This window comes from Pseudarthrobacter sp. LMD1-1-1.1, assembly GCF_040676255.1.
Taxonomy (GTDB): Bacteria; Actinomycetota; Actinomycetes; order Actinomycetales; family Micrococcaceae; genus Arthrobacter.
Genome location: NZ_JBEGHP010000012.1, coordinates 95409 through 120090 on the forward strand (window position 1 = coordinate 95409; position 24682 = coordinate 120090).

Annotated in this window: 25 protein-coding genes; 14 read left to right on the forward strand and 11 right to left on the reverse strand. The window is 67.4% G+C overall.

The window, feature by feature from the left end; genetic code table 11:
- Nucleotides 1-35: 35 nt before the first annotated feature.
- A complete protein-coding gene (locus MRBLMD1_RS05965) occupies nt 36-551 on the reverse strand; it encodes a MarR family winged helix-turn-helix transcriptional regulator (RefSeq protein ID WP_159629622.1) in 516 nt (171 codons plus the stop codon).
- Nucleotides 552-706: 155 nt separating this feature from the next.
- Here MRBLMD1_RS05965 and MRBLMD1_RS05970 point away from each other — a divergent pair, with 155 nt between their 5' ends.
- From MRBLMD1_RS05970 to MRBLMD1_RS05990, 5 genes are all read left to right on the forward strand, one after another.
- Nucleotides 707-1210: a GNAT family N-acetyltransferase gene (locus tag MRBLMD1_RS05970; RefSeq protein ID WP_224023768.1), complete on the forward strand. Its 504-nt coding sequence runs from the start codon at nt 707-709 to the stop codon at nt 1208-1210.
- A gap of 54 nt (nt 1211-1264) precedes the next feature.
- The gene (locus MRBLMD1_RS05975; protein WP_364398184.1) at nt 1265-1699 is read left to right on the forward strand and encodes an acyl-CoA thioesterase; all 435 of its coding nucleotides are present in this window, start codon (nt 1265-1267) and stop codon (nt 1697-1699) included.
- Between the two features lie 184 nt (nt 1700-1883).
- On the forward strand, nt 1884-2960 hold the full coding sequence (locus tag MRBLMD1_RS05980) for an extracellular solute-binding protein (RefSeq protein WP_159629617.1): 1077 nt from the start codon (nt 1884-1886) through the stop codon (nt 2958-2960).
- Nucleotides 2961-3006: 46 nt separating this feature from the next.
- Complete coding sequence (locus tag MRBLMD1_RS05985) at nt 3007-4071, forward strand: ABC transporter ATP-binding protein (protein WP_364398187.1); 1065 nt, start codon at nt 3007-3009, stop codon at nt 4069-4071.
- The gene (locus tag MRBLMD1_RS05990; RefSeq protein ID WP_364398189.1) at nt 4068-5891 is read left to right on the forward strand and encodes an ABC transporter permease; all 1824 of its coding nucleotides are present in this window, start codon (nt 4068-4070) and stop codon (nt 5889-5891) included. Before MRBLMD1_RS05985 ends, MRBLMD1_RS05990 begins: the two co-directional genes overlap by 4 nt.
- Here MRBLMD1_RS05990 and MRBLMD1_RS05995 read toward each other — a convergent pair whose 3' ends face one another.
- Nucleotides 5892-6953, reverse strand: a complete 1062-nt coding sequence (locus tag MRBLMD1_RS05995) for an FAD-dependent monooxygenase (RefSeq protein ID WP_159629611.1) — start codon at nt 6951-6953, stop codon at nt 5892-5894.
- A gap of 57 nt (nt 6954-7010) precedes the next feature.
- Between MRBLMD1_RS05995 and MRBLMD1_RS06000 the strand changes: the two genes are divergently transcribed.
- Nucleotides 7011-7550, forward strand: coding sequence for a TetR/AcrR family transcriptional regulator (locus MRBLMD1_RS06000; RefSeq protein WP_159629609.1), 540 nt, complete (start codon nt 7011-7013; stop codon nt 7548-7550).
- 40 nt (nt 7551-7590) lie between these two features.
- Here MRBLMD1_RS06000 and MRBLMD1_RS06005 read toward each other — a convergent pair whose 3' ends face one another.
- The 3 genes from MRBLMD1_RS06005 to MRBLMD1_RS06015 all read right to left on the reverse strand — a co-directional run bounded on the left by MRBLMD1_RS06005 (nt 7591) and on the right by MRBLMD1_RS06015 (nt 10844).
- Entirely contained in the window at nt 7591-8778 is a 1188-nt protein-coding gene (locus MRBLMD1_RS06005; RefSeq protein ID WP_364398192.1) for a 4-hydroxybenzoate 3-monooxygenase, read from the reverse strand.
- 135 nt (nt 8779-8913) lie between these two features.
- Nucleotides 8914-9657, reverse strand: a complete 744-nt coding sequence (locus tag MRBLMD1_RS06010) for an IclR family transcriptional regulator (RefSeq protein ID WP_159629606.1) — start codon at nt 9655-9657, stop codon at nt 8914-8916.
- Between the two features lie 110 nt (nt 9658-9767).
- On the reverse strand, nt 9768-10844 hold the full coding sequence (locus MRBLMD1_RS06015; protein WP_307491054.1) for an FUSC family protein: 1077 nt from the start codon (nt 10842-10844) through the stop codon (nt 9768-9770).
- Between the two features lie 158 nt (nt 10845-11002).
- Here MRBLMD1_RS06015 and MRBLMD1_RS06020 point away from each other — a divergent pair, with 158 nt between their 5' ends.
- The 6 genes from MRBLMD1_RS06020 to MRBLMD1_RS06045 all read left to right on the forward strand — a co-directional run bounded on the left by MRBLMD1_RS06020 (nt 11003) and on the right by MRBLMD1_RS06045 (nt 17195).
- Nucleotides 11003-11839, forward strand: coding sequence for an amino acid-binding protein (locus tag MRBLMD1_RS06020; RefSeq protein ID WP_159629604.1), 837 nt, complete (start codon nt 11003-11005; stop codon nt 11837-11839).
- 253 nt (nt 11840-12092) lie between these two features.
- A complete protein-coding gene (locus MRBLMD1_RS06025) occupies nt 12093-13451 on the forward strand; it encodes an MFS transporter (protein ID WP_364398195.1) in 1359 nt (452 codons plus the stop codon).
- A gap of 79 nt (nt 13452-13530) precedes the next feature.
- Nucleotides 13531-14214: a GntR family transcriptional regulator gene (locus tag MRBLMD1_RS06030; protein ID WP_364398197.1), complete on the forward strand. Its 684-nt coding sequence runs from the start codon at nt 13531-13533 to the stop codon at nt 14212-14214.
- Nucleotides 14211-14999, forward strand: coding sequence for an aspartate/glutamate racemase family protein (locus MRBLMD1_RS06035; RefSeq protein ID WP_364398199.1), 789 nt, complete (start codon nt 14211-14213; stop codon nt 14997-14999). The genes MRBLMD1_RS06030 and MRBLMD1_RS06035 overlap by 4 nt, the downstream gene beginning before the upstream one ends.
- Nucleotides 15000-15030: 31 nt before the next feature.
- A complete protein-coding gene (locus MRBLMD1_RS06040) occupies nt 15031-16461 on the forward strand; it encodes an amidohydrolase family protein (RefSeq protein ID WP_364398201.1) in 1431 nt (476 codons plus the stop codon).
- 8 nt (nt 16462-16469) lie between these two features.
- A complete protein-coding gene (locus MRBLMD1_RS06045; protein ID WP_364398203.1) occupies nt 16470-17195 on the forward strand; it encodes a maleate cis-trans isomerase family protein in 726 nt (241 codons plus the stop codon).
- A 38-nt stretch (nt 17196-17233) separates the two neighbouring features.
- Here the strand turns inward: MRBLMD1_RS06045 and MRBLMD1_RS06050 are convergent, their stop codons facing one another.
- The 5 genes from MRBLMD1_RS06050 to MRBLMD1_RS06070 form a co-directional block, all read right to left on the reverse strand.
- On the reverse strand, nt 17234-18154 hold the full coding sequence (locus tag MRBLMD1_RS06050) for a diacylglycerol/lipid kinase family protein (protein WP_364398205.1): 921 nt from the start codon (nt 18152-18154) through the stop codon (nt 17234-17236).
- 83 nt (nt 18155-18237) lie between these two features.
- Nucleotides 18238-19611, reverse strand: a complete 1374-nt coding sequence (locus MRBLMD1_RS06055; RefSeq protein ID WP_224023789.1) for an NAD(P)(+) transhydrogenase (Re/Si-specific) subunit beta — start codon at nt 19609-19611, stop codon at nt 18238-18240.
- Nucleotides 19608-19928, reverse strand: coding sequence for an NAD(P) transhydrogenase subunit alpha (locus tag MRBLMD1_RS06060; protein ID WP_159629594.1), 321 nt, complete (start codon nt 19926-19928; stop codon nt 19608-19610). The genes MRBLMD1_RS06055 and MRBLMD1_RS06060 overlap by 4 nt, the downstream gene beginning before the upstream one ends.
- A complete protein-coding gene (locus MRBLMD1_RS06065) occupies nt 19928-21106 on the reverse strand; it encodes a Re/Si-specific NAD(P)(+) transhydrogenase subunit alpha (RefSeq protein ID WP_364398208.1) in 1179 nt (392 codons plus the stop codon). Before MRBLMD1_RS06065 ends, MRBLMD1_RS06060 begins: the two co-directional genes overlap by 1 nt.
- A 173-nt stretch (nt 21107-21279) precedes the next feature.
- Nucleotides 21280-21936: a GntR family transcriptional regulator gene (locus MRBLMD1_RS06070; protein ID WP_159629591.1), complete on the reverse strand. Its 657-nt coding sequence runs from the start codon at nt 21934-21936 to the stop codon at nt 21280-21282.
- 193 nt (nt 21937-22129) lie between these two features.
- Here MRBLMD1_RS06070 and MRBLMD1_RS06075 point away from each other — a divergent pair, with 193 nt between their 5' ends.
- Together MRBLMD1_RS06075 and ligK are read left to right on the forward strand one after the other, a co-directional pair.
- The gene (locus MRBLMD1_RS06075; RefSeq protein WP_364398211.1) at nt 22130-23155 is read left to right on the forward strand and encodes an amidohydrolase family protein; all 1026 of its coding nucleotides are present in this window, start codon (nt 22130-22132) and stop codon (nt 23153-23155) included.
- A 22-nt stretch (nt 23156-23177) separates the two neighbouring features.
- Entirely contained in the window at nt 23178-23861 is a 684-nt protein-coding gene (gene ligK, locus MRBLMD1_RS06080) for a 4-carboxy-4-hydroxy-2-oxoadipate aldolase/oxaloacetate decarboxylase (protein WP_364399305.1), read from the forward strand.
- On the opposite strand, the gene MRBLMD1_RS06085 is transcribed toward ligK, so the two are convergent.
- Nucleotides 23858-24637: an IclR family transcriptional regulator domain-containing protein gene (locus MRBLMD1_RS06085; RefSeq protein ID WP_159629588.1), complete on the reverse strand. Its 780-nt coding sequence runs from the start codon at nt 24635-24637 to the stop codon at nt 23858-23860. The two genes, ligK and MRBLMD1_RS06085, sit on opposite strands and share 4 nt — an antisense overlap.
- Nucleotides 24638-24682 lie beyond the last annotated feature (45 nt).

The window sequence follows — 24682 nt, forward strand, 5'->3', positions numbered from 1 at the left end:
AGCTTACATATAACTAGCTGAACTAGCTAGTCAGGCTAGTGAACTTTTAATTCCGCACTTTCGGCCGCCTGGAGCGATTCGGTCATGCGCTGGAGGAAGTCGACCACAGTCCGGGCCTCCTCTGCGGTCAAGCCTTCCGCAACCGCCATCATCCGGCGATGCATGGCACCGAGGGTCTCCCGAACCTCCTTGTCCGACTCCACCGTGGGGACCACCACCACGGAGCGGCGGTCGGAGGGGTGCGCCTCCCGGCGGACATGCCCGCTGGCCACCAGGCGGTCAATCAGCGACGTGGTGGAAGCGCTAGTAATATTGAGGAACCGGCTGAGATCCTTGGGGACAACCTGCTTGCCGGACGCCTGGACCCTCAGCAGGTACCGCAGGGCAAGGATGTCCGTCTCACCCATGCCCATGGAATCCCTGGTGCTGCGGCGGATTTCGGTCTCGGCCGCCCGGTAGTCCCGGAGGGCCTTGAGTACCGCCGCACTGTAGTCCAGTTGCCCGTCGGGTCCGTACCAGTAGCCGGATCCCTCGTTGCCCATAGAAGCCATGGGATCATTTTAGACCAACTGGTAACTAGACCGCCAAGTAACTTCCCTTCACGGCTGCTCCTGGCGTTATCCAGGTGCTAACCGCCAGGAAACACCTGCGTAACTCCCCGCACCTAGCCTTGTCAGGCATACCCCTCCGGCGAATCGAGGCAGATATGCAGACCAACCCCAGGCTCAACATCCGGCAGGTCTCCTGGTCCAATCCCGTTGGCGCGGACCTTCGCCGCGCGCAGCAGGCCGAACTCGACGCCCGCTTTGGCCGGCCCGACCACGAGCCCGGGCCGCCGCCGTCGGGAGCAGACTGCGCTGTCTTCCTGGTGGCATACGACAAAGGATCGGGGCAACCGGTGGGCTGCGGCGGGCTCCGGCTCCTGGATGGAACAACGGCCGAAATCAAGCGGCTCTACGTGCTGCCGTACACCCGGGGCTCCGGCGTTGCCAGCTCCATCCTCGCGGCACTGGAAGCAGAAGCATTCAGCCAGGGAATCACCAGGATCAAAGCCGAAGCCGGATCGGCACAGCCTGACGGCCGGAACTTCTACGAGAATTCGGGGTTCGAACCCATCCCGAACTTCGGGCCCTATATCGGCGTGGAGCACTCGCACTGTTACGCCAAGCGCATCAACGCCCACAGTGCCGCCCAGACCGCCATGGCCTAGCACCCGGTCCGTCACACTCGGATTGCGGGCTGTGGCTTCGGCTAATCTCGGCCTATGGAAACAGCAGACATCACCTTCCGGACCCGCAAATGGGTCCGGCCCGAGGACCTCAACGCCAACGGGACCCTCTTTGGCGGCAGCCTGCTGAAATGGATCGACGAAGAAGCCGCCATCTACGCCATCCTCCAGCTGGGAAACGGCCGCGCAGTCACCAAGTACATTTCGGAGATCAACTTCGTCAGCTCCGCGGTCCAGGGCGACCTGATCGAAATGGGACTGACAGCCACGCGGTTTGGCCGGACCTCACTGACCATGCGCGCCGAGGTCCGCAACGTGATCACCCGGCAGAGCATCCTCACCATCGAGGAGATCGTTTTCGTGAACCTGAACCAGGAGGGCAAGCCCGAGCCGCACGGCTATACGGAAATCACCTACGACAGGGACAGGATCCCCACCCACCACCTCAGTGTGACCGCCGTCAAGGACTGACGCCGCCCACGGCCAAGGTTTTCCCCCGGTTCACGCCGAGGGCCCCGGCCGTTTCCCCGACTGGACCAAAGTGAGCAGCCGGGCTGTTTATCGAATCGATAGCTATAACAGCCCGATTTTTGTCATGCCCGGCTATAGGCTGTGCGGACATGCTCCGATTCCAGTCCAGAAATGAGTCCTGATCGTGCGTACATTGAAGACTTTGGTTGCCGCCGCCGTCGCCGCCACCCTGCTCGCCGGCTGCGGCGGGGCTTCCACCCCGCCCGCTTCGACCGGTGAAGCCTCCGGGGCTCCGGCAGGCGCCTCCGGGGACACCCTGGTGATCTACACCAACTCCAACGGCGAGGGCCGGGGCGACTGGTTGGCCGCCAAGGCGGCCGAGGCCGGATTCAAGATCGAGATCGTGGGGGCCGGGGGCGCCGATGCCACCAACAAGCTCATTGCGGAGAAGAACAACCCCATCGCCGACGTCGCGTTCGGCCTGAACAACATGTACTTCTCGCAGGTCAAGAACGAGGGCGCGCTGGAGGCCTACCAGCCCGCGTGGGCGGGCGATGTGGACAAGGGCCTGGGTGACGGGGAGACGTACTGGCCCCTGGTGAAGCAGGCCATCCTCCTGGGCTACAACTCGGACAAGATCTCCAAGGACGCCGCACCGAAGGACTGGACGGACCTGTGGACCAAGGACGAGTTCAAGAGCCGCTACGAGCGGGTCACCGGCCTGGGCACGGCCACGGCGCAGCTTGTTTTCGCCGGCATCCTCTCCCGGTACCGGGACGACTCCGGGGATCTGGGGATTTCCGACGACGGCTGGAAGCAGGTTGAGCAGTACTTCAAGAACGGCAGCCCGGCAGTGGCCAAGACCGACCTGTTTGCCCGCATCGCCTCCGGCGACGTGGACATGGGCCAGATGCCGTCCTCGATCATTGCCGACCGCGAAAAGTCCTTCAAAGTGAACGTGGACACGGTCATTCCTTCCGTGGGGGTGCCGCTTGCCGTGGAGCAGATCGCCCTGGTGAAAGGCACCAAGAAAAAGGAGCAGGCGCAGAAGTTCATCGACTGGTTCGGCAGCGCAGACGTCCAGGGTGAATTCGCGCAGAAGTTCAACTCCATGCCGGTCAACAAGGCTGCCCAGGCAAAGGCCAATCCCGAGGTGGTGAACTTCTTTGCCGGCCTCAAGCAGCAGGACATCGACTGGGACTTCGTCCAGAAGAACATGGGCGCCTGGGTGGAGAAGATCGAACTCGAATACATGACGTAACCCGTCCCGCCAGCCGCCGTTCCCGCGTTCCATCAGACAGGTTGCCATGATCCGCTTGGAAAACATCGAAGTTACCTTTGGCGATTTCACCGCCATTCCGCATCTGGACCTGCATGTCCAGCCGGGTGAGTTCTTCACCCTCCTGGGGCCCTCCGGCTGTGGAAAGACGACGGCGCTGCGCACCCTGGCCGGCTTCATCCAGCCGGCCGGGGGTACGGTCCGGGTGGACGGGAAGGATGTGACCCGCCTTCCCAGCGACAAGCGGCAGGTGGGCATGGTGTTCCAGAACTATGCCCTGTTCCCGAGCATGAGCGTATGGGAGAACATCGCCTTCGGACTCCGGGTCCGGAAGGAAAAACCTGCCGACAGTGACCGCCTTGTGCGGGATATTGCACGGCGCGTGGAACTCAGCGACGAGCAGCTGGCGAAGAACGTGGCCGAGCTGTCCGGCGGCCAGCAGCAGCGCGTGGCTGTTGCCCGCGCCCTGGTGCTGCGGCCCAAGATCCTGCTGCTGGACGAGCCGCTGTCCAACCTCGATGCCAAGCTCCGCCACCAGTTGCGCCAGCAGCTCAAGGACCTGCAGAGCGAGTTCGGCATCACCACCGTGTACGTTACCCACGACCAGGACGAGGCCCTTGCCATGAGTGACCGGGTGGCGGTCTTCAACAAGGGCGTGGTGGAACAGGTTGGGACGCCCCAGGAAATCTACGACCATGCCGCTACGGAGTTCGTCTGCAACTTCATTGGTGACAGCTCGGCCCTGACGCCGGACTTCGTGGCGGAGGTCAACCGGCTCTCCGGCGCCGGCCTCAGCACGGATGCCAGATCCTACCTGCGCGTGGAAAAGGCCTCCCTGGACCGGCCCGCGGACGGAGGGACCGCCGTCGGGCTTCCCGCCACCGTGGTGTCCCGGACCTACCACGGCCTGCACAGCCGGTATGTGGTCCGCAGCCATGGCGCGGACATCCGCCTCCTGGTCCGGGAAGACGGCGCCGCGCACCCTGAGGCCGGCACGGCCACAACGGTCTACGTCCAGCCCGGGCACATCCTCCAGTACCATTCGGGATCCGGTGCCGCGCTTGCACAGGACCAGGCGGTTGCCCTGCCATGAGCGGCAACAACGCGGTGCGCAGCATGGTCCGCTCCCCGTTCGTCGTGGTGGTGGGGGTCATCCTCACGTGGTTCATCGCCGCGTTCCTGGTATGGCCCAACATGAACATCCTGATCGCCACGTTCTTCCCCGACGGCAGCTTTTCGGGCCGTGCCGCGGAGAAGCTGTTCTCCTCCCAGCGGGCCATGAAGGCACTGGGCAACAGCTTCCTGCTGGCCGTGGCGCTGTCCGTCACCGTCAACCTGGTGGGCGTCTTCATCGTCCTGGTGACGCATTACTTCAGGATCCGGGGTTCGAGGATCCTGTTCCTGGGCTATGCCTCCACCTTCATCTATGGGGGCATCGTGCTGGCGGCGGGGTATAAATTCATCTACGGGGACAAGGGCATTGTCACGTCGCTGCTGGTCCGGGTTGTCCCCGGCATGGACCCCGGCTGGTTTTCCGGGTTCTTTGCCGTGCTGGCGGTCATGACCTTTGCCACCACCACCAACCACATGCTGTTCGTTGCCAACGCCCTCAAAGGCATCGACTACCAGACCATTGAGGCCGCGCGGAACCTCGGCGCTTCCACGTGGACCATCCTGCGGCGCATCGTCCTGCCCATGCTCAAGCCCACGCTGTTCGCCGTCACCATCCTGTCCTTCCTCACCGGCCTGGGCGCCCTCAGCGCCCCGCAGGTGCTGGGTGGCCGCGATTTCCAGACCATCACGCCGATGATCCTGACGTTCACCAACAGCCCCACCTCGCGTGACCTGGCGGCGCTGCTGGCCGTGATCCTTGGACTGGCCACCATGGTGATGCTCGCCGTGATGTCCCGGCTGGAGAAGGGCGGCACCTACTTTTCGGTCTCAAAGGTGTCTTCCGAGCTGCAGAAACAGGACATTGCCAACCCCGTAGCCAACGTGGCGGTGCACGCCGTGGCCTATCTCCTCTTTGCCGTCTACACGCTTCCCGTGGTGCTGATCGTGCTTTACTCATTTGCCGACGGCGCCGCCATCCAGACCGGACAGCTCTCGTTTTCCAACCTGACACTGGACAACTACGTCCGTGTCCTCACCCAGCAGTCCGGGCTGCGGCCGTTCATCGTCAGCGTGGTGTACAGCGCCCTGGCGGCCGTCATCGCCGTCGGCGGCCTGCTCTTTGTGGCCCGGCTGCTGCAGAAGTATAAAAACTGGGTGGCCTCAACATTTGAGTACCTGCTGCACATCCCGTGGATCCTGCCGTCAGCGCTGCTGGCCCTGGGCCTGATTGTCAGCTACGACCACCCCAATCCCCTGGTAGGCGGTGCCGTCCTCACCGGAACAACGGTGATCCTGCTCATCGCCTTCGTCACGGTGAAGATCCCGTTCACCCTGCGGATGCTCAAGGCATCCTTTGCCGCCGTGAACTCTTCCCTGGAGGAGGCCGCCGCCATTATGGGCGCCAAGACGCTGTATGTCTTCCGCCGGATCCTCCTGCCCCTGGTGCTTCCGGCGGCGGCAGCCATCACGGCCCTGAACTTCAACAGCCTGCTGGACGACTACGACACGGCGATCTTCCTGGCCCATCCGCTGGTGCAGCCCCTGGGCCTGGTGATCAAGGCGAACACCGACGGTGCCGAGGGCACGGAGGGCATCGCAAACACCTTTGTCTACACGGTGCTGCTGATGGTGATCACCGGGGTGACGATGTACCTCGTGTACGGCAGGTCAGGGCGGCGGAAGGGCAGGAAGCGTTTTCCCGCAGCTCCGGCCGGCCTGCAGGTTTCCGGCGCCGGACTTCCCGGCGCCCAGGCGCCGGGTGAGGACGACGCCACGCGCCCGGCAGCTGCCGTCCGCTGACTACCTCCCCGGACCGCTGGCGACGGCGGTCCGTGCGTTCCGCCGCCGGGCCAGGTTGAGCACGCGGTCGCGCAGCGGCTGGGCGCGGTCTGCCAGGGCTACACGCCCGAGTGCAGAGGAGGCCACGCTCACCGCGCGGGTGCGGAGTCTCCGTTGCTTGTTGTAGGCGCGCAGTGCCTGGTCCTGGCCTTGAGGCGCGTTGTTGAGGAGGTCGGCCAGTGTCACCGCGTCCACCAGCGATTCACAGGCGCCGCGGCCAAGGGTAGGCATCATGGCGTGCGCGGCATCGCCGATGAGCACCGTCCGGCCGCTGACGTAGGAGCGCAGATGCGGCACTGTCCACAGGCGCTGGACGAGGCATTCCTCCGGGGTAGCTGCCGCCAGGGCACGACGGATGGCAGGTGCGTGGCCGGAGAAGCGTTCCCGGGCCTGGTCCAGCGCCGACGCAACATCGATCCCATAGGGGCCCAGTCCTGACCGGTAACTGGCGTACCAGAAGGACCCGCCCCGGGCGGCGGCCATGCCGAACAGGTCGCCACGGCCCCAGTACTCGCCCACCTCGTCCGGAGCGACCGGCGTCGGGAGGGTTCCCCGGAGGGCAAGGTAGGGCGTCAGGCGGGCATCGGTGGCGCTGCCCCATCCCGCACGGCGAACCATGCTGTGGACGCCGTCGGCGCCCACCACCAGGCCGCCATCCGCGGGGACTGACTGCACGGCATCGGTGACACGGCGGACGGCGGCGGGCACGGCGCCATCCAGCAGCCGGATCAGGTCGATCCGGGAAATGCCGAACATCTCCCCGGCATCGACCGTGACCCACGGTTCACCCTGTGCATTGCGGACCGACCCGCTGCCCAGCACCGGGCTGACGGCCCGGGCCTGGTCCAGTATTCCCAGCCGGGCCAGGGCGCGCTGGGCGTTGGGCCACATCCCGAGGGCGTTGCCGACGGTGGGCAGTTCCGGCCGCTTCTCGTACACCGTCACGTGGAAGCGGCTTGAATCCAGGGCTGCCGCAAGGGCCAGGCCGGCAATGCCGCCGCCAACGATCGTGATCGTTTCCATACGCGCCATTTTACTACTTTTGTAGTGATCCGGAAGGGGTCCCACTACACTGAGTCCATGCCGGACCGACGCACCCTGTTGCTCGACGCCGCCCTGGCCGTGGTGGCGGACAAGGGCATGAAGGGGCTCACCCACCGGGCCGTGGACACCGCCGCAGGCCTGTCGGAGGGCACCACGTCCAACTATTACCGGAACCGCGCCGCCCTGGTTGACGCCGTCCTGGGCCGGCTGCTGGAGCTGGACGCCACCCTCCTCCGGGACCAGGGGCCTGCCGGTCCGCCCAAGGACGTGGGTGAACTGGCAGGCCAGCTCGCCTCCATGGTGGTGATGCTTGCCGGCCGGCACGCCGGCCTGACCCGCGCCCGGCTGGCACTTTCCCTGGACAAGCCGGACTCCGTGACGGCCGGCCACTTCCAGCTGGTGGGAGGCCTGGAACAGGCGCTTGCCGGGCTGGGAGTGCCGGACGCGCGGGCGCGGGCACGGGATGTGGCCGACTACGGCGACGGGGTGCTGCTGCACCTGCTCACCGTCAGGCGGGACGAGCAGCCGGACGCTGCCGCCATCGCCGCCGCCGTCCGGCGGCTGGTGGGTATATAAGCCTCACCCGGCCGGCCGGCGTCGTCCTTCTCCGGATGCCCTAGGAGGAGGCGGGCCAGCCCGTGTAGGCCTCAGCCAGGTAGGCCCTGCCATGGCGGGAGGAGACCACGGAGTTCAGTTCGCCGAGCTGGCGGGCGCGGGAGAAGTCGTCCGCATCGGCCGGGGTGTGCAGCATGGTGGTCATCCAGTAGGAGAACTGCTGGGCCTTCCACACCCGGTCCAGGGCGCGGTCGCTGTAGGTGTCCAGGAGCCGGTCCGAGCCGGAGTTGTAGTGGCTGTCCAGCCCCTCGAAGAGGAACTTGACGTCGTTGATGGCCAGGTTGAGGCCCTTGGCACCGGTGGGCGGCACGGTGTGTGCGGCGTCGCCGGCGAGGAACAGGTTGCCGTGGCGCATGGGGGTGTGGACGAAGCTGCGGAACGGCAGGACCATCTTTTCCAGGACCGGACCCTCCTTGAGCTCGAAGCCGTTGCCGTTGACGCGGCTGCGGAATTCGGCCCAGATCCGCTCGTCATCCCATTCCGCCACGTTTTCCTTGGGGTCGCACTGGAAGTACATCCGCTGCACGGTTTCCGTGCGCTGGCTGATCAGGGCGAAGCCGTTGGCCGAGTTGGCGTAGATCAGTTCGTCGGAGCTGCGCGGCGCCTCGGCCAGGATGCCGAACCAGGCGAAGGGGTATTCGTGGAAGTACCACTTGCGGTGGGCCTCGGGGATCTGGAACCGGCAGTGGCTGCGCGAGCCGTCAGCGCCCACCAGGAAGTCGGCCTGGATTTCGAACTCGACGCCGTCGGCATCGGTGAACCAGACCGTCGGCCTGCCCTCCAGGTCGTGGACGGTGGTGTCGGTGACGCTGTACCGCACGTCGCCGCCGTCGTCCTTCCTGCGTGCGGCGAGGTCCAGGAAGACGTCCGTCTGCGGGTACAGCCACACGGACTCGCCCACGAGGTCCTTGAAGTCGATGCGGTGGCTCTCGTTGTTGAAGCGCAGCTCGATGCCTTCGTGCCGGTCGCCGTCGCGCAGCACCCGGTCCGAGACGCCGCTGTCCACCAGCAGGTTGACCGTTCCGTGCTCCAGGATGCCGGCGCGCACGGTGTGGGAGATTTCCTCGTGGCTGCGGATCTCGATCACCGTGGACTCGATGCCTGCCTTGGCCAGCAGATGGGAGAGCATCAGCCCTGCCGGACCGCCTCCCATGATGGCTACCTGGGTGGTGATGATTTTTCGTGCCATGGCTTTGTCTCGCTTCGTTGCGGGGCCCGGGAGTGGGGCCGGAATGGGTGCCTGGGTTCAGTGTGCGCCAGGCCGGGTGACCGGCGTTACAGGCATTCCGTTCAACGGATTCCGGGGGTGGTGTGAGGGGCCGGATCAGGCCTCGGCGAGGCCGCGGGCAATGCCGCGGGCCGCCGTCTGCAGCGCGGGAACCAGCGCCTGCAGCCGCATTTCCCGCAATGGAACCACGACGCCGAGAGACGCCACCGCGCGCCGGCGGCGGTTAAGGACGGGCACGGCTATGCCCCACGTGTCCGGGTCAACCACGCCCTTCAGCTGCGCGAAACCCTGTCGCGAAGTGTCCGCGAGCAGGGTCCGCACGTCATCGGCAGTCAGCTTTCCGTCGGGATCGTGGAACTGGCCGAGGTACTCGCTCTGCAGCGCCCTGTCCTGGTGGGCCATGAGCGCCAGGCCGGCTGACGAGATATGGACAGGCATTCGGCCTGCCACCTGGGCGCGGTTGGCCACCGAGCCGCGCCGGGAGAGCCGCTCCACGAAGAGCGCCTCCCAGCCGTCCAGTACCGCAAGGTTCACGTTTTGGTTCAGGACCTGCTGGATGTCCTCCATGAAGGGCATGGCGGCCTGGCGCAGCGCCAGAGCGGGAGAGGCACGGTTCACCAGCTCCCAGAGCCGGAGGCCGGGACGGACCGTTCCCCCGGGGGCAGTCTCCAGCAGGCCATGCCCGGCGAGCTGGCCCACCAGCCGGTGCGTGGTGGTCAGGGGGAGGCCGGACCGCTCCGCAAGCTCCGACAACCGGAGATCGGCGACGTCCTGGGGGAAGGCGGAGATCAGCCGCACAATCCGGTCCACCACCGAATCGCCCGAGCTTGAGTTCGCCACGGCCGCACGCCCTTCCGTTGAATGGGAAGTCCAGCATACAGCGCCCGGCGGACCAAAGGCGGGACGAACCGAAGGCGGGGCGCACCCACAGGCGCTTTACCGGACGGCTGTCAAGCCGCCGTCGGGCCCTGCTCCGGCCTGCGCCGCAGGCGCCGCCACGCGCCGGGGGCGAGCACCACCGCGATGCCGACGGCGGCGCCAATGACGGTCTCGATGATGCGGTCCCGCAGCAGGATGGACGCCGAGGCGGGGACCACCAGGAGCGTGGACACCAGCGCGAGGGGTGTGACGAACACCTGGGCCACCAGGTACTGGCGGATGATGAACATCTCCGCGCCGAACTGGCAGAGCGCCATCACCAGCACCGTCTGCCAGGGCTGCAGGCCCACCAATAAGACGGCTGCCAGGACCAGCAGGCCCAGCACCGTGCCGATGATCCTTTGGATGCCGCGGCGCACCCGGTGCCTGGTGGTGTGCCCCACCAGTGGAACCACGGCGGCCACCATGGCCCAGTAGTTGTGGCCGAAGCCGAGCCGGCCGCCGGCCCACGTGGCCAACGAGCCGGCCAGGCCTGCCGCCACCAGGTAGCCGAAACCCTCAAGCCACGCCGTCCGCTTCTCCGCCGGGGTCCGCCGGATGCGGGGAGGCCTGGTCCAGGGGGTGCGGTGGCTGGGAAGGATCCGGGAGGAGAAGCCGATGAGCAGGGCGAACACCGTGGTGAGGACCGCGACCAGCATGCCCTGCCACAGCGGCGGCTGGTTGGGAATGGAGGCGATGGCGGCGAAGGCGAAGATGTGGAAGAGGGAGCCCGCCGGGCGCAGCCGCAGCCAGGAGATCGCCACCGAACACCCGCCGGCCACCAGGGTGGTGGCCAGGACCAGCAGCCAGGTGTGCGCGGCGGCATCCAGGCCCCAGGCTGGACCCATCCGGGCGGCGAGCGCGGCGAGGAGGATCACCAGCAGCATCAGCAGCCCGGCGCGCAGCTGCAGCACAAAACGGACGGCGTGCGGCTCTCCGCGGCCGTAGATTCCGGTGAAGGCACCGAACGACGCGAAGATTGCCAGGTCCAGCCTGCCCAGCAGCACCAGGGTGATCAGGGGCACGAAGACGCCGACGGCGCACCTCAGTGCCGGGTGGTGGTCCTTGTTGCCGGGGGCGATGCTGAACATCTCAGCAAGCATCTTCACGGGGGCAGCGCCTTCCTTGGGGGTGGATTCCGGGGTGGCGGCCGCGCTGACGTTCCTGGTAAATCCTACGGCCCAGACCCCCGGGACCGCCCGGCACGTTCCCATGAACGGAATCGGGAGGCAATGCGGCGGAAACAACGCCCCATGATGCTTGAGTCATGAAGCGCCCTCCGCACAACTCGCCCGCCGCTGACCTGAGCTGTGAAGTCTGCGGCCGGATGCCGGAACCGCCCAAGGCGCGGCTGACCCTGGCGAACGTGGCCGCGATGCTGCCCATCGAGCTCCTGGTGCATGCGCTGGTGGTGGAGACGCACCTCCCTTACGTGGCGAAGGTGCTGGTGCTGACCCTCACCGCCACGGTCCTGGTGATCTGGGTGGCCGAGCCATCCGCCGCCCGGATCCTGCGCGGCTGGCTGCATGCCCCCGCGCTGCGGCACCGCCGCCGGCTGGCCGCCGCCCCGGCGCTGTGGCGGGCGCGGACGATGCTCCAGGACCAGCCGGGATCGCTGCAGCGGGTCACGCGGGCGCTGTCCCGGCTGGATACCAATATCCTCGGCATCCACGTCCACCCGGTGCCGGGAGGGGTCCTGGACGAGTTCGTGCTCTCGGCTCCAGGGACCGTGGGCGAGCGTGAGTTGCTGGCCGCGCTTGCCGACGGCGGCGGGAGCCGTTCGCACGTTTGGCCCACCACCGCGCTGGCCATGGCGGACGGGCAGACCAGGGCCCTGAGCCTTGCCTCGAGGATCGCGGCTGCACCGGAGGAACTGCCCCTGGCGGTGGCCGAGCTGCTGCACGCAACGATTGTGCCGCCGTCGGACGCCGGCACCAAAGCGGCCGACGACGGCACCCGGCTTAAGATCCCCACGGCCTGGCATGGCCCCATCACCTTTGCCCGGCCGGGCGAGCCGTTCACCCCGGCCGAATCGGCCCGGGCGCACCGGCTGGCGGAGCTTGCCGAGATCCTGTCCCACCGGCGCGAGGACTCCCGCGCCTAGGTCCACGGGCAGTCACAATCCGTTGGCAGGCCATCCGGGCTCATCGGACCACCAAACCCCTTGACAGTGGCGGGAGTCACTTCTACCTTTGATTTTGGGATCCCAGTTTGGGATCCCAAAAGAGTATCCGCGCCACGCTCCGGATCGTCCAGCGGCCGCTCCCCCTCCGCAGGCCGGCCCCTTCCTGCCCGCGACGCACCACACATCTTTTCGAACCCTCCCCATCCGTAAACTTCCCCGTGAAGGAGAAGCTGTGTCCATCCCAAACACCGAAACAACGGCCCCGTCCGACGAGGCCGCACCCCAAACCGCCGAACAATCCGGAAAGGGCGGAACGCAACGGCGCACCTCCGTCCGCTGGAAAATGTTCCTGCTCCTGCTCGTTCTGGTTTCCGTCAACTACATCGACCGCGGCTCCATCTCTGTCGCGCTGCCCATCATCCAGAAGGAATTCAACCTCGCTCCGGAGTTGGTGGGCCTGCTGCTGTCCGCTTTCTTCTGGACCTACGCCCTGATGCAGGTTCCCGTGGGCTGGCTGATCGACAAATTCGGTCCCCGCAAGGTCATGACCGCTTCCTGCATCGGCTGGGGTGCTGCCACAGCGGCGTCCGGCATGGCCGGCGGCTTCCTGAGCATGTTCATCGCCCGGCTTGGAATCGGCGTGACCGAAGCCGGCGTGATGCCTGCCGGCGGAAAGCTCAACGCAATCTGGATGCACAAGTCCGAACGGGGCCGCGGCGCCACCATCCTTGACGCCGGCGCACCCCTGGGAGCAGGGCTGGGCGGCATCATTATCGCCGGCCTCATCGCCTCCACCGGCAGCTGGCGCTGGTCCTTCGTCATCGCCGGCGCCGCCACCGTCCTCATGGGCCTGGCCGTCTGGTGGTACGTCCGGGACAACCCCCGCCAGCACCGCGGCGTCAACGACGCCGAGGCCTCCTACATCGAAGCCTCGCATGCTGCCGAGGACGCCGAAGCAGCCATGGACGGCAGCAAGGGCAAGCGCGGCCTGCTCCCCTACCTGAAGTTCCGCTCCTTCTGGGCCATGTGCCTGGGCTGGCTGGGATTCAACGGCGTCTTTTACGGCCTGCTGACCTGGGGCCCGCTGTACCTGGCCCAGGCCAAGGGCTTCGACCTGAAGACCATCGGCTGGTCCACCCTGGTGATCTTCGGCGCCGGGTTCGTCGGCGAAATTATCGGCGGCACCATCGCCGACAAGTGGCGCGCCTCGGGCGCTTCCGCAAACCTGGTGATGCGGACCCTCCTGGGCATCTCCAGCGCCATCGTCGTGGCGGGGCTGGTGGGCGTGACCGTTGTCCCGGACGCCACCACCGCCGTGGTCCTCCTCTCCGTGGTCCTGTTCTTCCTGCGCTGGGTGGGCCTGTTCTGGAGCATCCCCTCCATCCTGGGCGGCCGCACCAACGCCGGCGTCCTGGGCGGGGCCATGAACCTCAGCGGCAACATCTCCGGCTTCGTCACCCCCATCGTCGTCGGCCTGATCGTGGGAGCCACCGGGTCCTACACCTGGGCGCTGCTGTACTTCGTGGGTTCCGCCGTGATCATGGGCGCATCAGTGCTCACCCTGAACTACAACAAGCGGCTTCCTGTCTAAGCTGACCCTCGCAGGGAAACCTGCAAACACATGCCCCCGCAGCCGGGAGCAGTGCCGCACAAAATCCGAATGGAGCATCATGCTGACCGCAGAAGAGACCCAGGACAAGGACCGCCCCCTCCGCGAGACTGTCCGGGACACCCTCCGCACCCGGATTTTCGAAGGACACTACGCTCCCGGCACGCGGCTCGTGGAGCGCGACCTGGCAGCCGAATTCTCCGTATCCCGGCTGCCGGTCCGCGAAGCGCTCCGCATGCTCCGCCAGGAGGGCCTCATCAGTGACCGCGGCGCCCGCGGCGCCGAAGTCAGCAGCCTCAGCCCCAAGGATGTGGAGGACCTCTTCGACGTCCGCCAGTCCCTGGAGGTGCTGGCCTGCAGGCTCGCCGCCAAGCGGGCCACCAGGGACGACCTTTCCGACCTCGAGCGGCTGCTGGACAACGCGGAGGCGTTCCTGGCCAAGGGGGCGGTGATGGAGGCGCACCGCGCCAACAGTGAATTCCATGACGCCATCACCGCCATCGCAGACAACAACTTCCTCAAGTCCGCGCTGGAGCCCCTCCAGGGCCGCATGCACTGGCTGTTCCGGCACGTCAGCGACCTGCCCGAGCTCATCCGCGAACACCGCGAACTCTATGCCGCCATCGCCAGCGGCGATCCGGACAAGGCAGCCGCCCAGTCCGCCTCCCACATTGGAAAGTACCGGGACCAGTTCCCTGAGGACTTCCAAAAGACCGAACCAGAATTCCACCGGAAGAGAAAATGAAACTCCTGGTCATCAACCCCAACATCAGCGCAGATGTCACGGCGCTGATCGAAACCGAGGCGCTCCGATCCGCTTCCCCCGGCACTGAACTGCTGGTCCGGACGGCCGGCCACGGCGTCGAATACATTGAGACCCGCTTCGAATCCCTCATCGCCGCCGGCGCGGTGGCCGAAATCATCGCCGAACACACCCGCCCCGGAGCAGACCCGGTGGATGCGGTGGTGGTGGCAGCCTTCGGGGATCCGGGCATGCCGGCCCTCAAGGAACTGGCGGACATCCCCGTCATCGGCATCACCGAGGCTGCACTGTGCGCAGCCGCCCTGCAGGGCCACCGTTTTTCCATCATCGCCATCTCGGACCGGATCAAGCCCTGGTACCGCGAGTGCGTGGAGCGGTTCGGCCTGTCCGGCCGGCTGGCTTCCATCCGCTCCATCAACGACTCCCTCACCAGCATCGCTTCCGTGCAGCAGGACTTCCGGGAAACCCTGCTGGCGCTGGGCCGGCAGGCCGTGGCCGAGGACGGTGCCGACGTCGTGATCCTCGCCGGCGCCCCGCTGGCCGGGCTTGCCCGCGAACTCAACGGCCAGATCCCCGTCCCGGTGGTTGACGGCATTTCCGCCGGGATCCGCATGGCGGAGGCCGTGGCCGCACTGCAGTCCGGAACCCACCGCGCCGGTGCCTTCGCCCCGCCCCCGGCGAAGGACCGCAAGGGCCTGTCCGGCAACCTGGACGCGGCCCTCGCCGCCCGCCAGGAACGCGCCGGCACACCCCAGCCCACCGCCTGAACCACACGACCCAAACCCTAGGAGGACACCGATGTCCCACCAGCCAGAACTTGTCATAGCCAACGCCACCGTGGTCAACAGCGACGGCCGCCAGGAAGCCCACATCGTGGTTTCCGGAGGCCGGATCGCGGCCCTTGTGGACGCCGCCCAACCCGCCCCGGCGGCAGACCGCACCATCGACGCCACGGGCAGGCTCGTGATCCCCGGCGGCGTGGACGGACACTGCCACGTGGCGCAGGTGACCGGCCGCTTCCGCACCCTCGACGACTACCGCACCACCTCCACCGCAGCACTGTGGGGCGGCACCACCACCATCATCGACTTCGGCATCCCCCGCGACGCCCAGGAAACCCCGCTCGCCGCCGTCCTGCACAAGAAGGAACTCGCCACCCAGTCACGCTGCGACGTGGCCCTGCACGGCGCCGTGGTCAGCTGGGACGAAACCGTGCCGTGGCAGCTGGAGCAGTTGGCCGCCGAGGGCGTGCGTTCGGTGAAGATGTACACCACCAACCGTGGCACCACCATGGCCGACGGCGACACCATCCTGAAGGTGATGCGCGAAATGGTGCGGCTGGACGGACTGGCCTACATCCATGCCGAGCACGATCCCATCATCGCCGACTGCACCGAACAGCACGCCCAGGACGGCCGGATCGGCATCGAACACCTGCACCGGACCCGGCCCGAACTGGCCGAGGAGATCTCCGTCAAGGAAACCCTGGCCATGGCCGAATACACCGGCGCGCCGGTCTATTTCGTCCACCAGTCCACGCCCGGCGCCGTCGACCTGGTATCCCAGGCACGGGAACGCGGGCTCGAGGCCTACTCCGAGACCTGCCCGCACTACGTCACGCTGGACGACACCGTCTACGCCTCCACCTTCCCCGAGTGGTTCGCCTGCTGCCCGCCCATGCGCAGCGCGGAAACCGTGGCCGCCCTCAAGGAGCGGCTGGTCTCGGGCGCCATCCACACCATGTCCTCCGACCACTCCTGCTACGACCTCTCCCAGAAGCGCGAGCGCACCGATGACGTACGCGCCATGCCCCACGGGCTGCCCGGCGTGGAAACCCGGATGCCCGTCACGTTCACCGCCATGACCTCCGCCGGCGCCACCGTTGAGCAGTTCGTCAGCGCATTCGCTGCGGAGCCGGCCCGGATCAACGCCGTCCCCGGCAAAGGCCGCATCGCCGAGGGGTTCGACGCCGACCTGGTCATCTTCGATCCTGCCGAGGAACGCACGGTCAACGGCGCCGCCCTGCACATGGGAACCGACTTTTCACCCTTCGACGGGAAGGCACTCACGGGCTGGCCCGCCGTCGTGGTCTCCAACGGGCGCGTGGTCCTGGACGCCGACGGCTTCCACGACCCCGGCGCCGTGGGCCGCTTCGTCAACCGCAACGGCTTCCGGCAGCACCAGTCCGCCGCCGCCGACGCCTCCCACCTGCCTGCCGCCGTCCGCTAGGAGCCCCCATGCCCGCAACCACACGCCCCCGCAGGATCGGCATGATCGTGCCGTCCTCCAACACCTGCCTGGAACCCCAGACCTACCGCATCCTGGGCAGCCGCACCGATGTCACGGTGCACTTCACCAGGATCCCGGTCACCCGCATCGCCCTGGACGATTCCTCCAACCGGCAGTTCGACCCCGCCGTCATGGAGGAGGCAGCCAGGCTGCTGGCGACGGCGGATGTGGACGTGATTGCCTGGAACGGCACCTCGGGTTCATGGCTGGGGTCAGCCCACGACCAGGAACTGGCCGGCGGGATCACTGCCGCCACCGGGATCCCGGCCACCACCTCCACGCTGGCCTACCTTGAGGCCTTCCGGGCCTTCGGCACCGAGCGGATCGGCCTCTTCACGCCCTATACCGGGGACGTGAACCACCAGGTCATCGCGTCCTACGAGCGTGAAGGCATCAAGACCGTGGATCACCGGGCGCTGGGCCTGAGCGACAACGAGTCCTTTGCCCGGGTGACCGACGACGAGATGCGCCCGGGCTCCCTGGAACTGGCTGCCGCGGCACCGGACGCACTGGTGTACCTGTGCACCAACCTTTACGGAGCCAACATCACCGCAGCGATCGAGGAAGCCACCGGCATTCCCGTGCTGGACTCCGTGGCCGTCACCCTCTGGCACGCCCTGAAACTGGCAGGCGCGCCGTTGCTGGACCCACGCTGGGGACGGCTGCTGGGCTAAGCGGACCTACCCCAAAACATCCCTGAAGCAGCAGGCCCCTACATGCGCAGGGTGAGGGCACCGGGCTCCATGGTCATGAGCACGTGCTTGCCCTCGCCCTCGTGGTCTCCGTCCAGCTGGTAGTCGTCCTTGTGCTCCAGCGTGATCTCAACGGTCTTGCCCTGGAAGTACTCCACGGCGGTGTCCCTGTTCTTGCCCTTGCCGATGATGCCGGCCAGCACGGACAGCCAGCCCAGCTTGCCGTGGTGCGGCGCCAGGACGGCAATGTCCAGCAGGCCGTCGTCCACCTTGGCGTCCGGGAAGATCTCCAGGCCGCCCTGGACCTTGCCGCAGTTGCCCACCATCACGCTGCGGACGCCCCGGTGCACCACTTGCTTGCCGTCGATCACCACGGTGGCCTTGACGGGTTTGCCGGGCAGGTTCCTGATCCCGGCGTCCACGTAGGCGAGCCAGCCCACCTTGTCCTTCAGGTCCTCATTGGTGTCCGCCATGATGGTGGCGTCGTAACCCATGCCGGCCATGACCAGGAACAGCTGGTCCTTATCCGGGTCGCTGCGGCGGGCGCGGACCACGTCGATCTTCCGTTCGGTACCGATCAGGGCGCCGGCCATGGCGCCGTCGTAGTCGGTGACGTCCATGCCCAGGTTGCGGGCCAACAGGTTGCCGGTTCCCAGGGGCAGCAGGCCCATGGGGGTGTCGCCGCCGGACAGCACCTCGGCGACGCAACGGACAGTACCGTCGCCGCCGGCCGCGATGACGATGTCCGCGCCCTGCACCAGCGCTTCCTTGGCCTGGCCCACCCCGGGGTCCTCCTTGGTGGTTTCCAGCCAGATGGCTTCACCCCAGCCGTTTTCCACGCAGTGCTTGGCCACCAGGCCGCGCACGTCGATGTCCACCGGCTTGGCGGGATTGACGATGATGGCGGCACGTTTGGGCGAAGTGGAGCTGGTCTCAGTCATGGCGTCCTCTAATGGCGGATGGAAAGCAGGCTTCTGAAAGAAGGGTATCCCGCCGCGGGGGCGGTCCGGCGCAGCGCGGCGGCCTACAGCGCCTTGACCGCACCCAGCACCTGGGCCAGGGAGTCCTTGGCGTCACCAAACAGCAGGGAGGTCTGGGGTTCGTACAGCAGGTCGTTCTCGATGCCGGCGAAGCCCGGACGCATGGAGCGCTTCAGGAACACCACCTGCCGCGCCTGAGCCACTTCCAGGATGGGCATGCCGTAAATCGGGGACCCGGAGGACGTCTTGGCGGCCGGATTCACGACGTCGTTGGCGCCTACCACCAGGGCCACATCGGTGGTCTTGAACTCCGGGTTGATCTCGCCCATCTCCTTGAGCGACTCGTAGGGCACGTTGGCTTCCGCCAGGAGGACGTTCATGTGGCCGGGCATCCGGCCGGCCACGGGATGGATGGCGAAGTCCACCTCGATGCCCCGGGCTTCCAAGGCCAGCGCCAGTTCCGCGGCCGTGTGCTGGCCCTGTGCCACCGCCAGCCCGTAGCCGGGGACGATAATCACCCGCTGGGCGTACCCCAGCAGGACTGCCACATCCTCCGGTGAAGACGAGCGGACCGGACGCCCGCTCACAGCCGTGGACCCCGCCGTCGAACCTCCCCGGAAAGCCCCGAACAGGATGCCCGCCACGCTCCGGCCCATGGCAGCCGCCATGGCACGGGTGAGGATGGTGCCGGAGGCTCCCACCAGGGTGCCGGCCACCACCAGCAGGACGTTGCCCAGCACCAGGCCCGATGCCGCGACGGCCAGGCCGGTGAAGGCGTTCAGCAGCGAGATGACGATGGGCACATCGGCGCCGCCCACGGGCAGCACCAGCAGCACGCCGGCGGCCAGGCCCAGGGCCAGCAACAGCGCCGCGAGCGGCAGCGAAGCGGTGAGGACCACGGCGACGCCGGCGGCGATAGCGGCCAGGAGGACCACAGCCATCACCACGGGAAGGCCCGGAAAGACGACAGGCCGGGTGGTCATCAGTTCCTGCAGCTTGGCGAACGTGACGCCTGATCCGGCGAAGGACACAGCCCCCACCAGGAGCGTGAAGACGATCGCCACCCGCATCCAGGGGTTGTCCGCATGCCCCAGCTCCAGGAGCGCCACCAGGGCTGCCGCGCCGCCGCCCACCCCGTTGAAGAGCGCCACCAGCTGTGGCATCTGCGTCATCTTCACCCGCCGGGCCACGGGCGCCGCCACCGCGGAACCCACGGCGATGGCGGCCAGGATCCAGGGGATGTTCTCCAGCCGGGCGGACAGGAAGACAGTGACGACGGCGATCAGCGCACCGAGTGCCCCCACCAGGTTTCCGCGGCGGGCCGTCCGCGGGGAACTGAGTCCGCGCAGGGCCAGGATGAAGCAGACCGCAGCGGCGAGGTAAAGCAGGGAAGTCCAGACGGGGTCGAGGAGGCTCATTTGCTGCCTGCCTTGGGCTGGGCGCCCGCCTTCACGGCGTCCTTTTTGCCGTGGAACATGTGCAGCATCCGGTCCGTCACCACGAACCCGCCCACCAGGTTGGCCGTGGCAAGGACGACGGCGAGCAGCGCCACCGCGAGCACCCAGGGGTCCGCTGCCTGGCCGGCGACAATGATGGCCCCCACCAGGATGATCCCGTGGATGGCGTTGGCGCCGGACATCAGGGGCGTGTGCAGGGTGCTGGAGACTTTGGAGACCACCTCGAAGCCAACGAACACCGCCAGCACGGTGATGGTCAGCAGCGCGATCCCGTCCATCAGCGCGCTCCTTCCTGCCCGGCCGCAGCCGTGGCCGTCCGTGCCGCCAGCAGGTCCGCGGTGGGCTGGTGCCGCACTTGCCCGGCGTAGGTGAGGCATGCGCCGGCCACCACTTCGTCACTGAAATCCAGGGTGAGGGTCCCGTCGCGGACCAGGAGGGCCAGCAGGTTGGCCACGTTCTTGGCGTAGAGGCGTGAGGCGTCCGATGCCATGGCGGAGGCGGGGTCTTTCAGCCCCACCAGGGTGATGTGGCCCGTTCCGTCGGCGGTGGGGATGGGGATGTCCCGGCCGGGCACGGAGCCCTCCACGTTGCCGCCGGACTCGGCGGCGAGGTCGACGACGACCGATCCCGGGCGCATGCCCTGCACCATCTCGCGGGTCACCAGGAGGGGCGCCGGGCGCCCGGGGACGGCCGCCGTCGTAATCAGGACGTCCGACTGCGCCACGTGGGGTGCCAGCAGCTGACGCTGCCGCGTGCCGGCGTCGGAACTCAGCTGCCGGGCGTAGCCGCCGGCCGCTTCAGCGGTTTCGAGGTCCAGCCGGATAAAGGTGCCGCCCATCGAGGCGACCTCGTCGGCGGAGGCGGGGCGGATGTCGTTGGCGAAGACCCGTGCCCCGAGCCGCTTGGCGGTGCCGATGGCCTGCAGCCCTGCCACGCCGGCGCCGAGCACCAGGACGCGGGCCGGCGGGATGGTTCCCGCCGCGGTCATGTACAGCGGGAAGAACCGGGGAAGCCTGATGGCTGCCTCCAGGACGCACCGGTAACCGGCTACCAGGGCCTGGGAGGTCAGGGCGTCCATGGACTGGGCGCGGGAGATGCGGGGCACCAGTTCCAGGGCGAAGGAAGTCACTCCGTTGTCAGCGAGCGCCTGCACCGCGGGCAGTTCGGACGACGGCGACGCGAGGCCCACCGTCACGGCTCCCCTTTGCAGGGACGCGGCAGTGTGCGGGTCAAGGGGCCGGACGTGGGCCAGGACATCCAGGGCCGGGGTGTCCAGTGCAGGGACGATGGTGGCGCCGGCCTGCTGGTAGGCGGGATCGGCATGTCCCGCGCCGTCCCCTGCCCCGGTTTCCACCAGGACGTCCAGCCCCATCCCTGCCAGCTCCCTGACAGTATCCGGAGTGGCGGCGACACGCCGCTCGCCCTCCCTGCGTTCCCGCGGAATCCCCAGTTTCACCCGCCGACTCCTCTTCCTGACGAGCTGTGCAGCGGCTCTGCTGCACGCAGTTGGGTTGAGTCTAGAGCGCGGCGGCCCTCGGCGGGAGTAGTCGGCGGGGAGCTTGTGGGTAACGATTCGCCTGTCAGCGCGCGTCCTCCCGGGGCTGGGCGTCCCTTGGCGCGGCGGGCGGGTTATTTGTTGCTGGCGCGGATGGCGTCCGCCACGCTTTCGAGATGGACGCGCATGGCCTCGGCGGCGGCGTCGGCGTCATGGGCGCAGACGGCATCGATGACGGCAAGGTGCTGCGGGAGCGAGACGGCCGGGCGCCCCGGCTGGCGCGCCAGGCGGAACTGGAAGCGGACCGCCTGTCCGCGCAGCCGCTGGATGGTTGCCGCGGCGGTCTTTTGCCCGCTCATGGCAATGATCTTTTCGTGCATCGCCTGGTTGCCTTCCGAGTAGGACTCGCGGTCTCCGCGGTCCACGGCGCCCTTCATCCGGGCTGCCAGTTCCTGCAGTTCGGCGATGTCGCTGTCCGTGGCCCGTTCGGCGGCCTTGCGGGCACAAAGGGCTTCCAGGGCTGCGCGCACCTCAGTGATCTCAACGGCCTCGTCCACGGAGACGGCGCGCACCCTGGCGCCCCGGTTCTGGACGCGTTCCACGAGGCCTTCAACGCTCAGCTCCGAGAGCGCCACCCTGATGTTTCCCCGGCTGGCTCCATACTCGGCGGCGAGGTCGCCTTCCACCAGGCGCTGGTTGGGAACCAGTTCGCCGCTGACGATGGCGGTGCGCAGCAGCTCCGCGAGTTCGGCGGCGGTGAGGGTCCGGCCCGTTCCGTCCACGGTCTCCACAGCCCACCATCTCCCTGTTCAGCCCGTTGCCAATTTTGCTGACAATTTTCCGGATTCAGCGTACTCCACACCCGGCCGCCCGGACCCCGTGCTGACCATTGATTGTTAGCTATATTGCTGACAACATTTGCTTGTGCGGTTATCGAGTTAGCACGGCGTCGTTCTGCAGGCGCCCCTGCCAGGAGCATGCGCGATGATTATTGACATCCACGGCCACTACACCACGGCCCCCGCCGCCCTTGGGGAGTGGCGCGAGCGCCAGGTGGCAGCACTGCAGGATGCCTCGCCGCCGCCATCCCGTGCGGATGTGAAGATCTCCGACGACGACCTGCGGGCGAGCATCGAGGCGAACCAGCTCCGGCTCATGGACGAGCGCGGCATCGACCTCACCGTCTTCTCACCCCGGGCATCCTTCATGGCCCACCACATCGGATCCTTTGAAACTTCCGCCGAGTGGGCTGCCATCTGCAACGAACTCTGCTACCGGGCCAGCCGGCTCTATCCGGAGCGGTTTGTCCCGGCCGCGATGCTTCCGCAGTCCCCCGGCGTTGACCCGGCCACCTGCCTCCCTGAACTGACCCGCTGCGTGGAGGATTACGGGGCCGTGGCCCTGAACCTGAACCCGGACCCGTCCGGCGGCCACTGGACTGCCCCGCCACTGACGGACCGGTACTGGTACCCGGTCTACGAGAAGATGGTGGAGTACGGCATCCCCGCCATGGTCCACGTCAGCACCAGCGTCAATCCCGCCTTCCACACGACCGGGGCGCATTACCTCAACGCGGACACCACAGCGTTCATGCAGCTCATCCAGGGCGACCTGTTCGCGGACTTCCCCACCCTGAAACTTGTCATCCCCCACGGCGGCGGCGCAGTGCCGTACCACTGGGGACGTTTCCGTGGCCTTGCCATGGCACTGGGAAAGCCCGCACTGGAAGAACACCTGCTGCAGAACGTCTTTTTCGACACCTGCGTCTACCACCAGCCCGGAATCGACCTGCTGCTGGAAGTCATCCCGACGCAGAACATCCTCTTCGCCTCCGAAATGATCGGCGCGGTCCGGGACATCGACCCGCGGACCGGCTACCACTTCGACGACACGGCACGCTACATCGACGACGCCGGCCTTGACGAGGCCGAACTCGGCGCCATCCAGGAACACAACGCACGCAACGTTTATCCACGCCTTGACGCCCTGCTCACGCAGCAGGGCCGGTGACATGCCTTCGGAGGGAACAATGATGCAGGAACTCGGCGTGGTCCACACCAATATCACCCGCGCCGGGGAAGACGCCGTCAAGGCCCTCGCCGTGTTCGGCGTCAGCACTGTGCATGAGGCCATGGGCCGCCTGGGGCTCATGCGGCCCTACATCCGCCCCGTCTACCCCGGCGCCACCCTGTGCGGCACCGCTGTCACCGTCCTGCTCCAGCCCGGCGACAACTGGATGCTGCACGTTGCAGCCGAACAGCTCCGGCCCGGAGACGTGGTGGTGGCAGGGTGCACCACCGAATGCGAGGACGGCTTCTTCGGCGAATTGCTGGCAACGTCGCTCCGGGCACAGGGCGCAGCCGGCCTGGTCATCGACGGCGGCTGCCGCGATGTCGCAGCACTCCAGGCCATGGACTTCCCCGTCTTCAGCCGCGCCATCAATTCCAAAGGCACCGTCAAGGCAACGCTCGGTTCCGTGAACGTCCCGGTGGTCTGCGCCAACGCACTGGTCACCCCCGGGGACGTGGTGATTGCCGACGTCGACGGCGTGGTGGTGGTGCCCGCCGCCCGCGCCGCCGAGGTAGCGGCAGCCGCCAGGAAACGCGAAGAGAACGAAGAAGCCAAGCGCGGGCGCTTCGCAGCAGGAGAGCTGGGCCTGGACATCTACAACATGCGCGGACCGCTTGAAGCGGCGGGGCTGCGGTACGTGGATTAAACGGCGCGGACGGCAGGACCGCCGTAATCGAGTGCGATGCGCCGCGCGGCCTCCGTCAGCTGCGGGAGGACCGTTGCCTCGATATCCCGGGCCGCTGCCCGGTGTGTCTGCAGGGATACATTTGCCGCGGCAACAACCTCGTTTCCGCGGCGGACCGGGACGGCCACACCGCGCAGGCCCTCTTCGAGTTCCTGGGAGACCATGGACCAGCCCCTGGTCCGCGCCGCTTCCACCTCTGCCCTGAGGTCCTCCACACTGCCGATTGAGCGGTCGGTAAAACGGCGCAGCTGGACTGACCTGAGGTACTCCTCCAGCTGCGGACCGGGCAGTCCGGCAAGCAGGACCCGGCCCATGGAGGTGGCCCACGCCGGGAAACGGGTCCCGACGGTGATGGAAACGCTGAGCAGCCCCGGAGACGGCACGCAGGCCACGTAGACCACGTCGCCGCCGTCGAGGATGCACAGGGCTGTTGTTTCATTGAGCTCCGCCGCCAGGTCCCTGAGATGGGGCTCGGCCACCCTGGGCAAGGTCAGGCCCGCAAGATAGGAACGGCCGACGTCCAGGGACCGGGCCGTGAGTTCGAAGGCCGGCCCCTCGGCGCGGATGTACCCAAGGTCCGCCAGGGTCAGCAGGAAGCGGCGGGCGGAGGCACGGGTCATGTCCGTCCGGGCAGCAACCTGCGACACGGTCAGCCGGGGCTGGTCCGGAGTGAAAGCGAGCAGGACGTCGAAAGCCTTCTCAACCGACTTCACGAAGTAGGCTGCCTGCTCCTCCATTGACGTTGCTGTTCCTCTCTGAACGGTTGGCATGCCTGCGGCGGC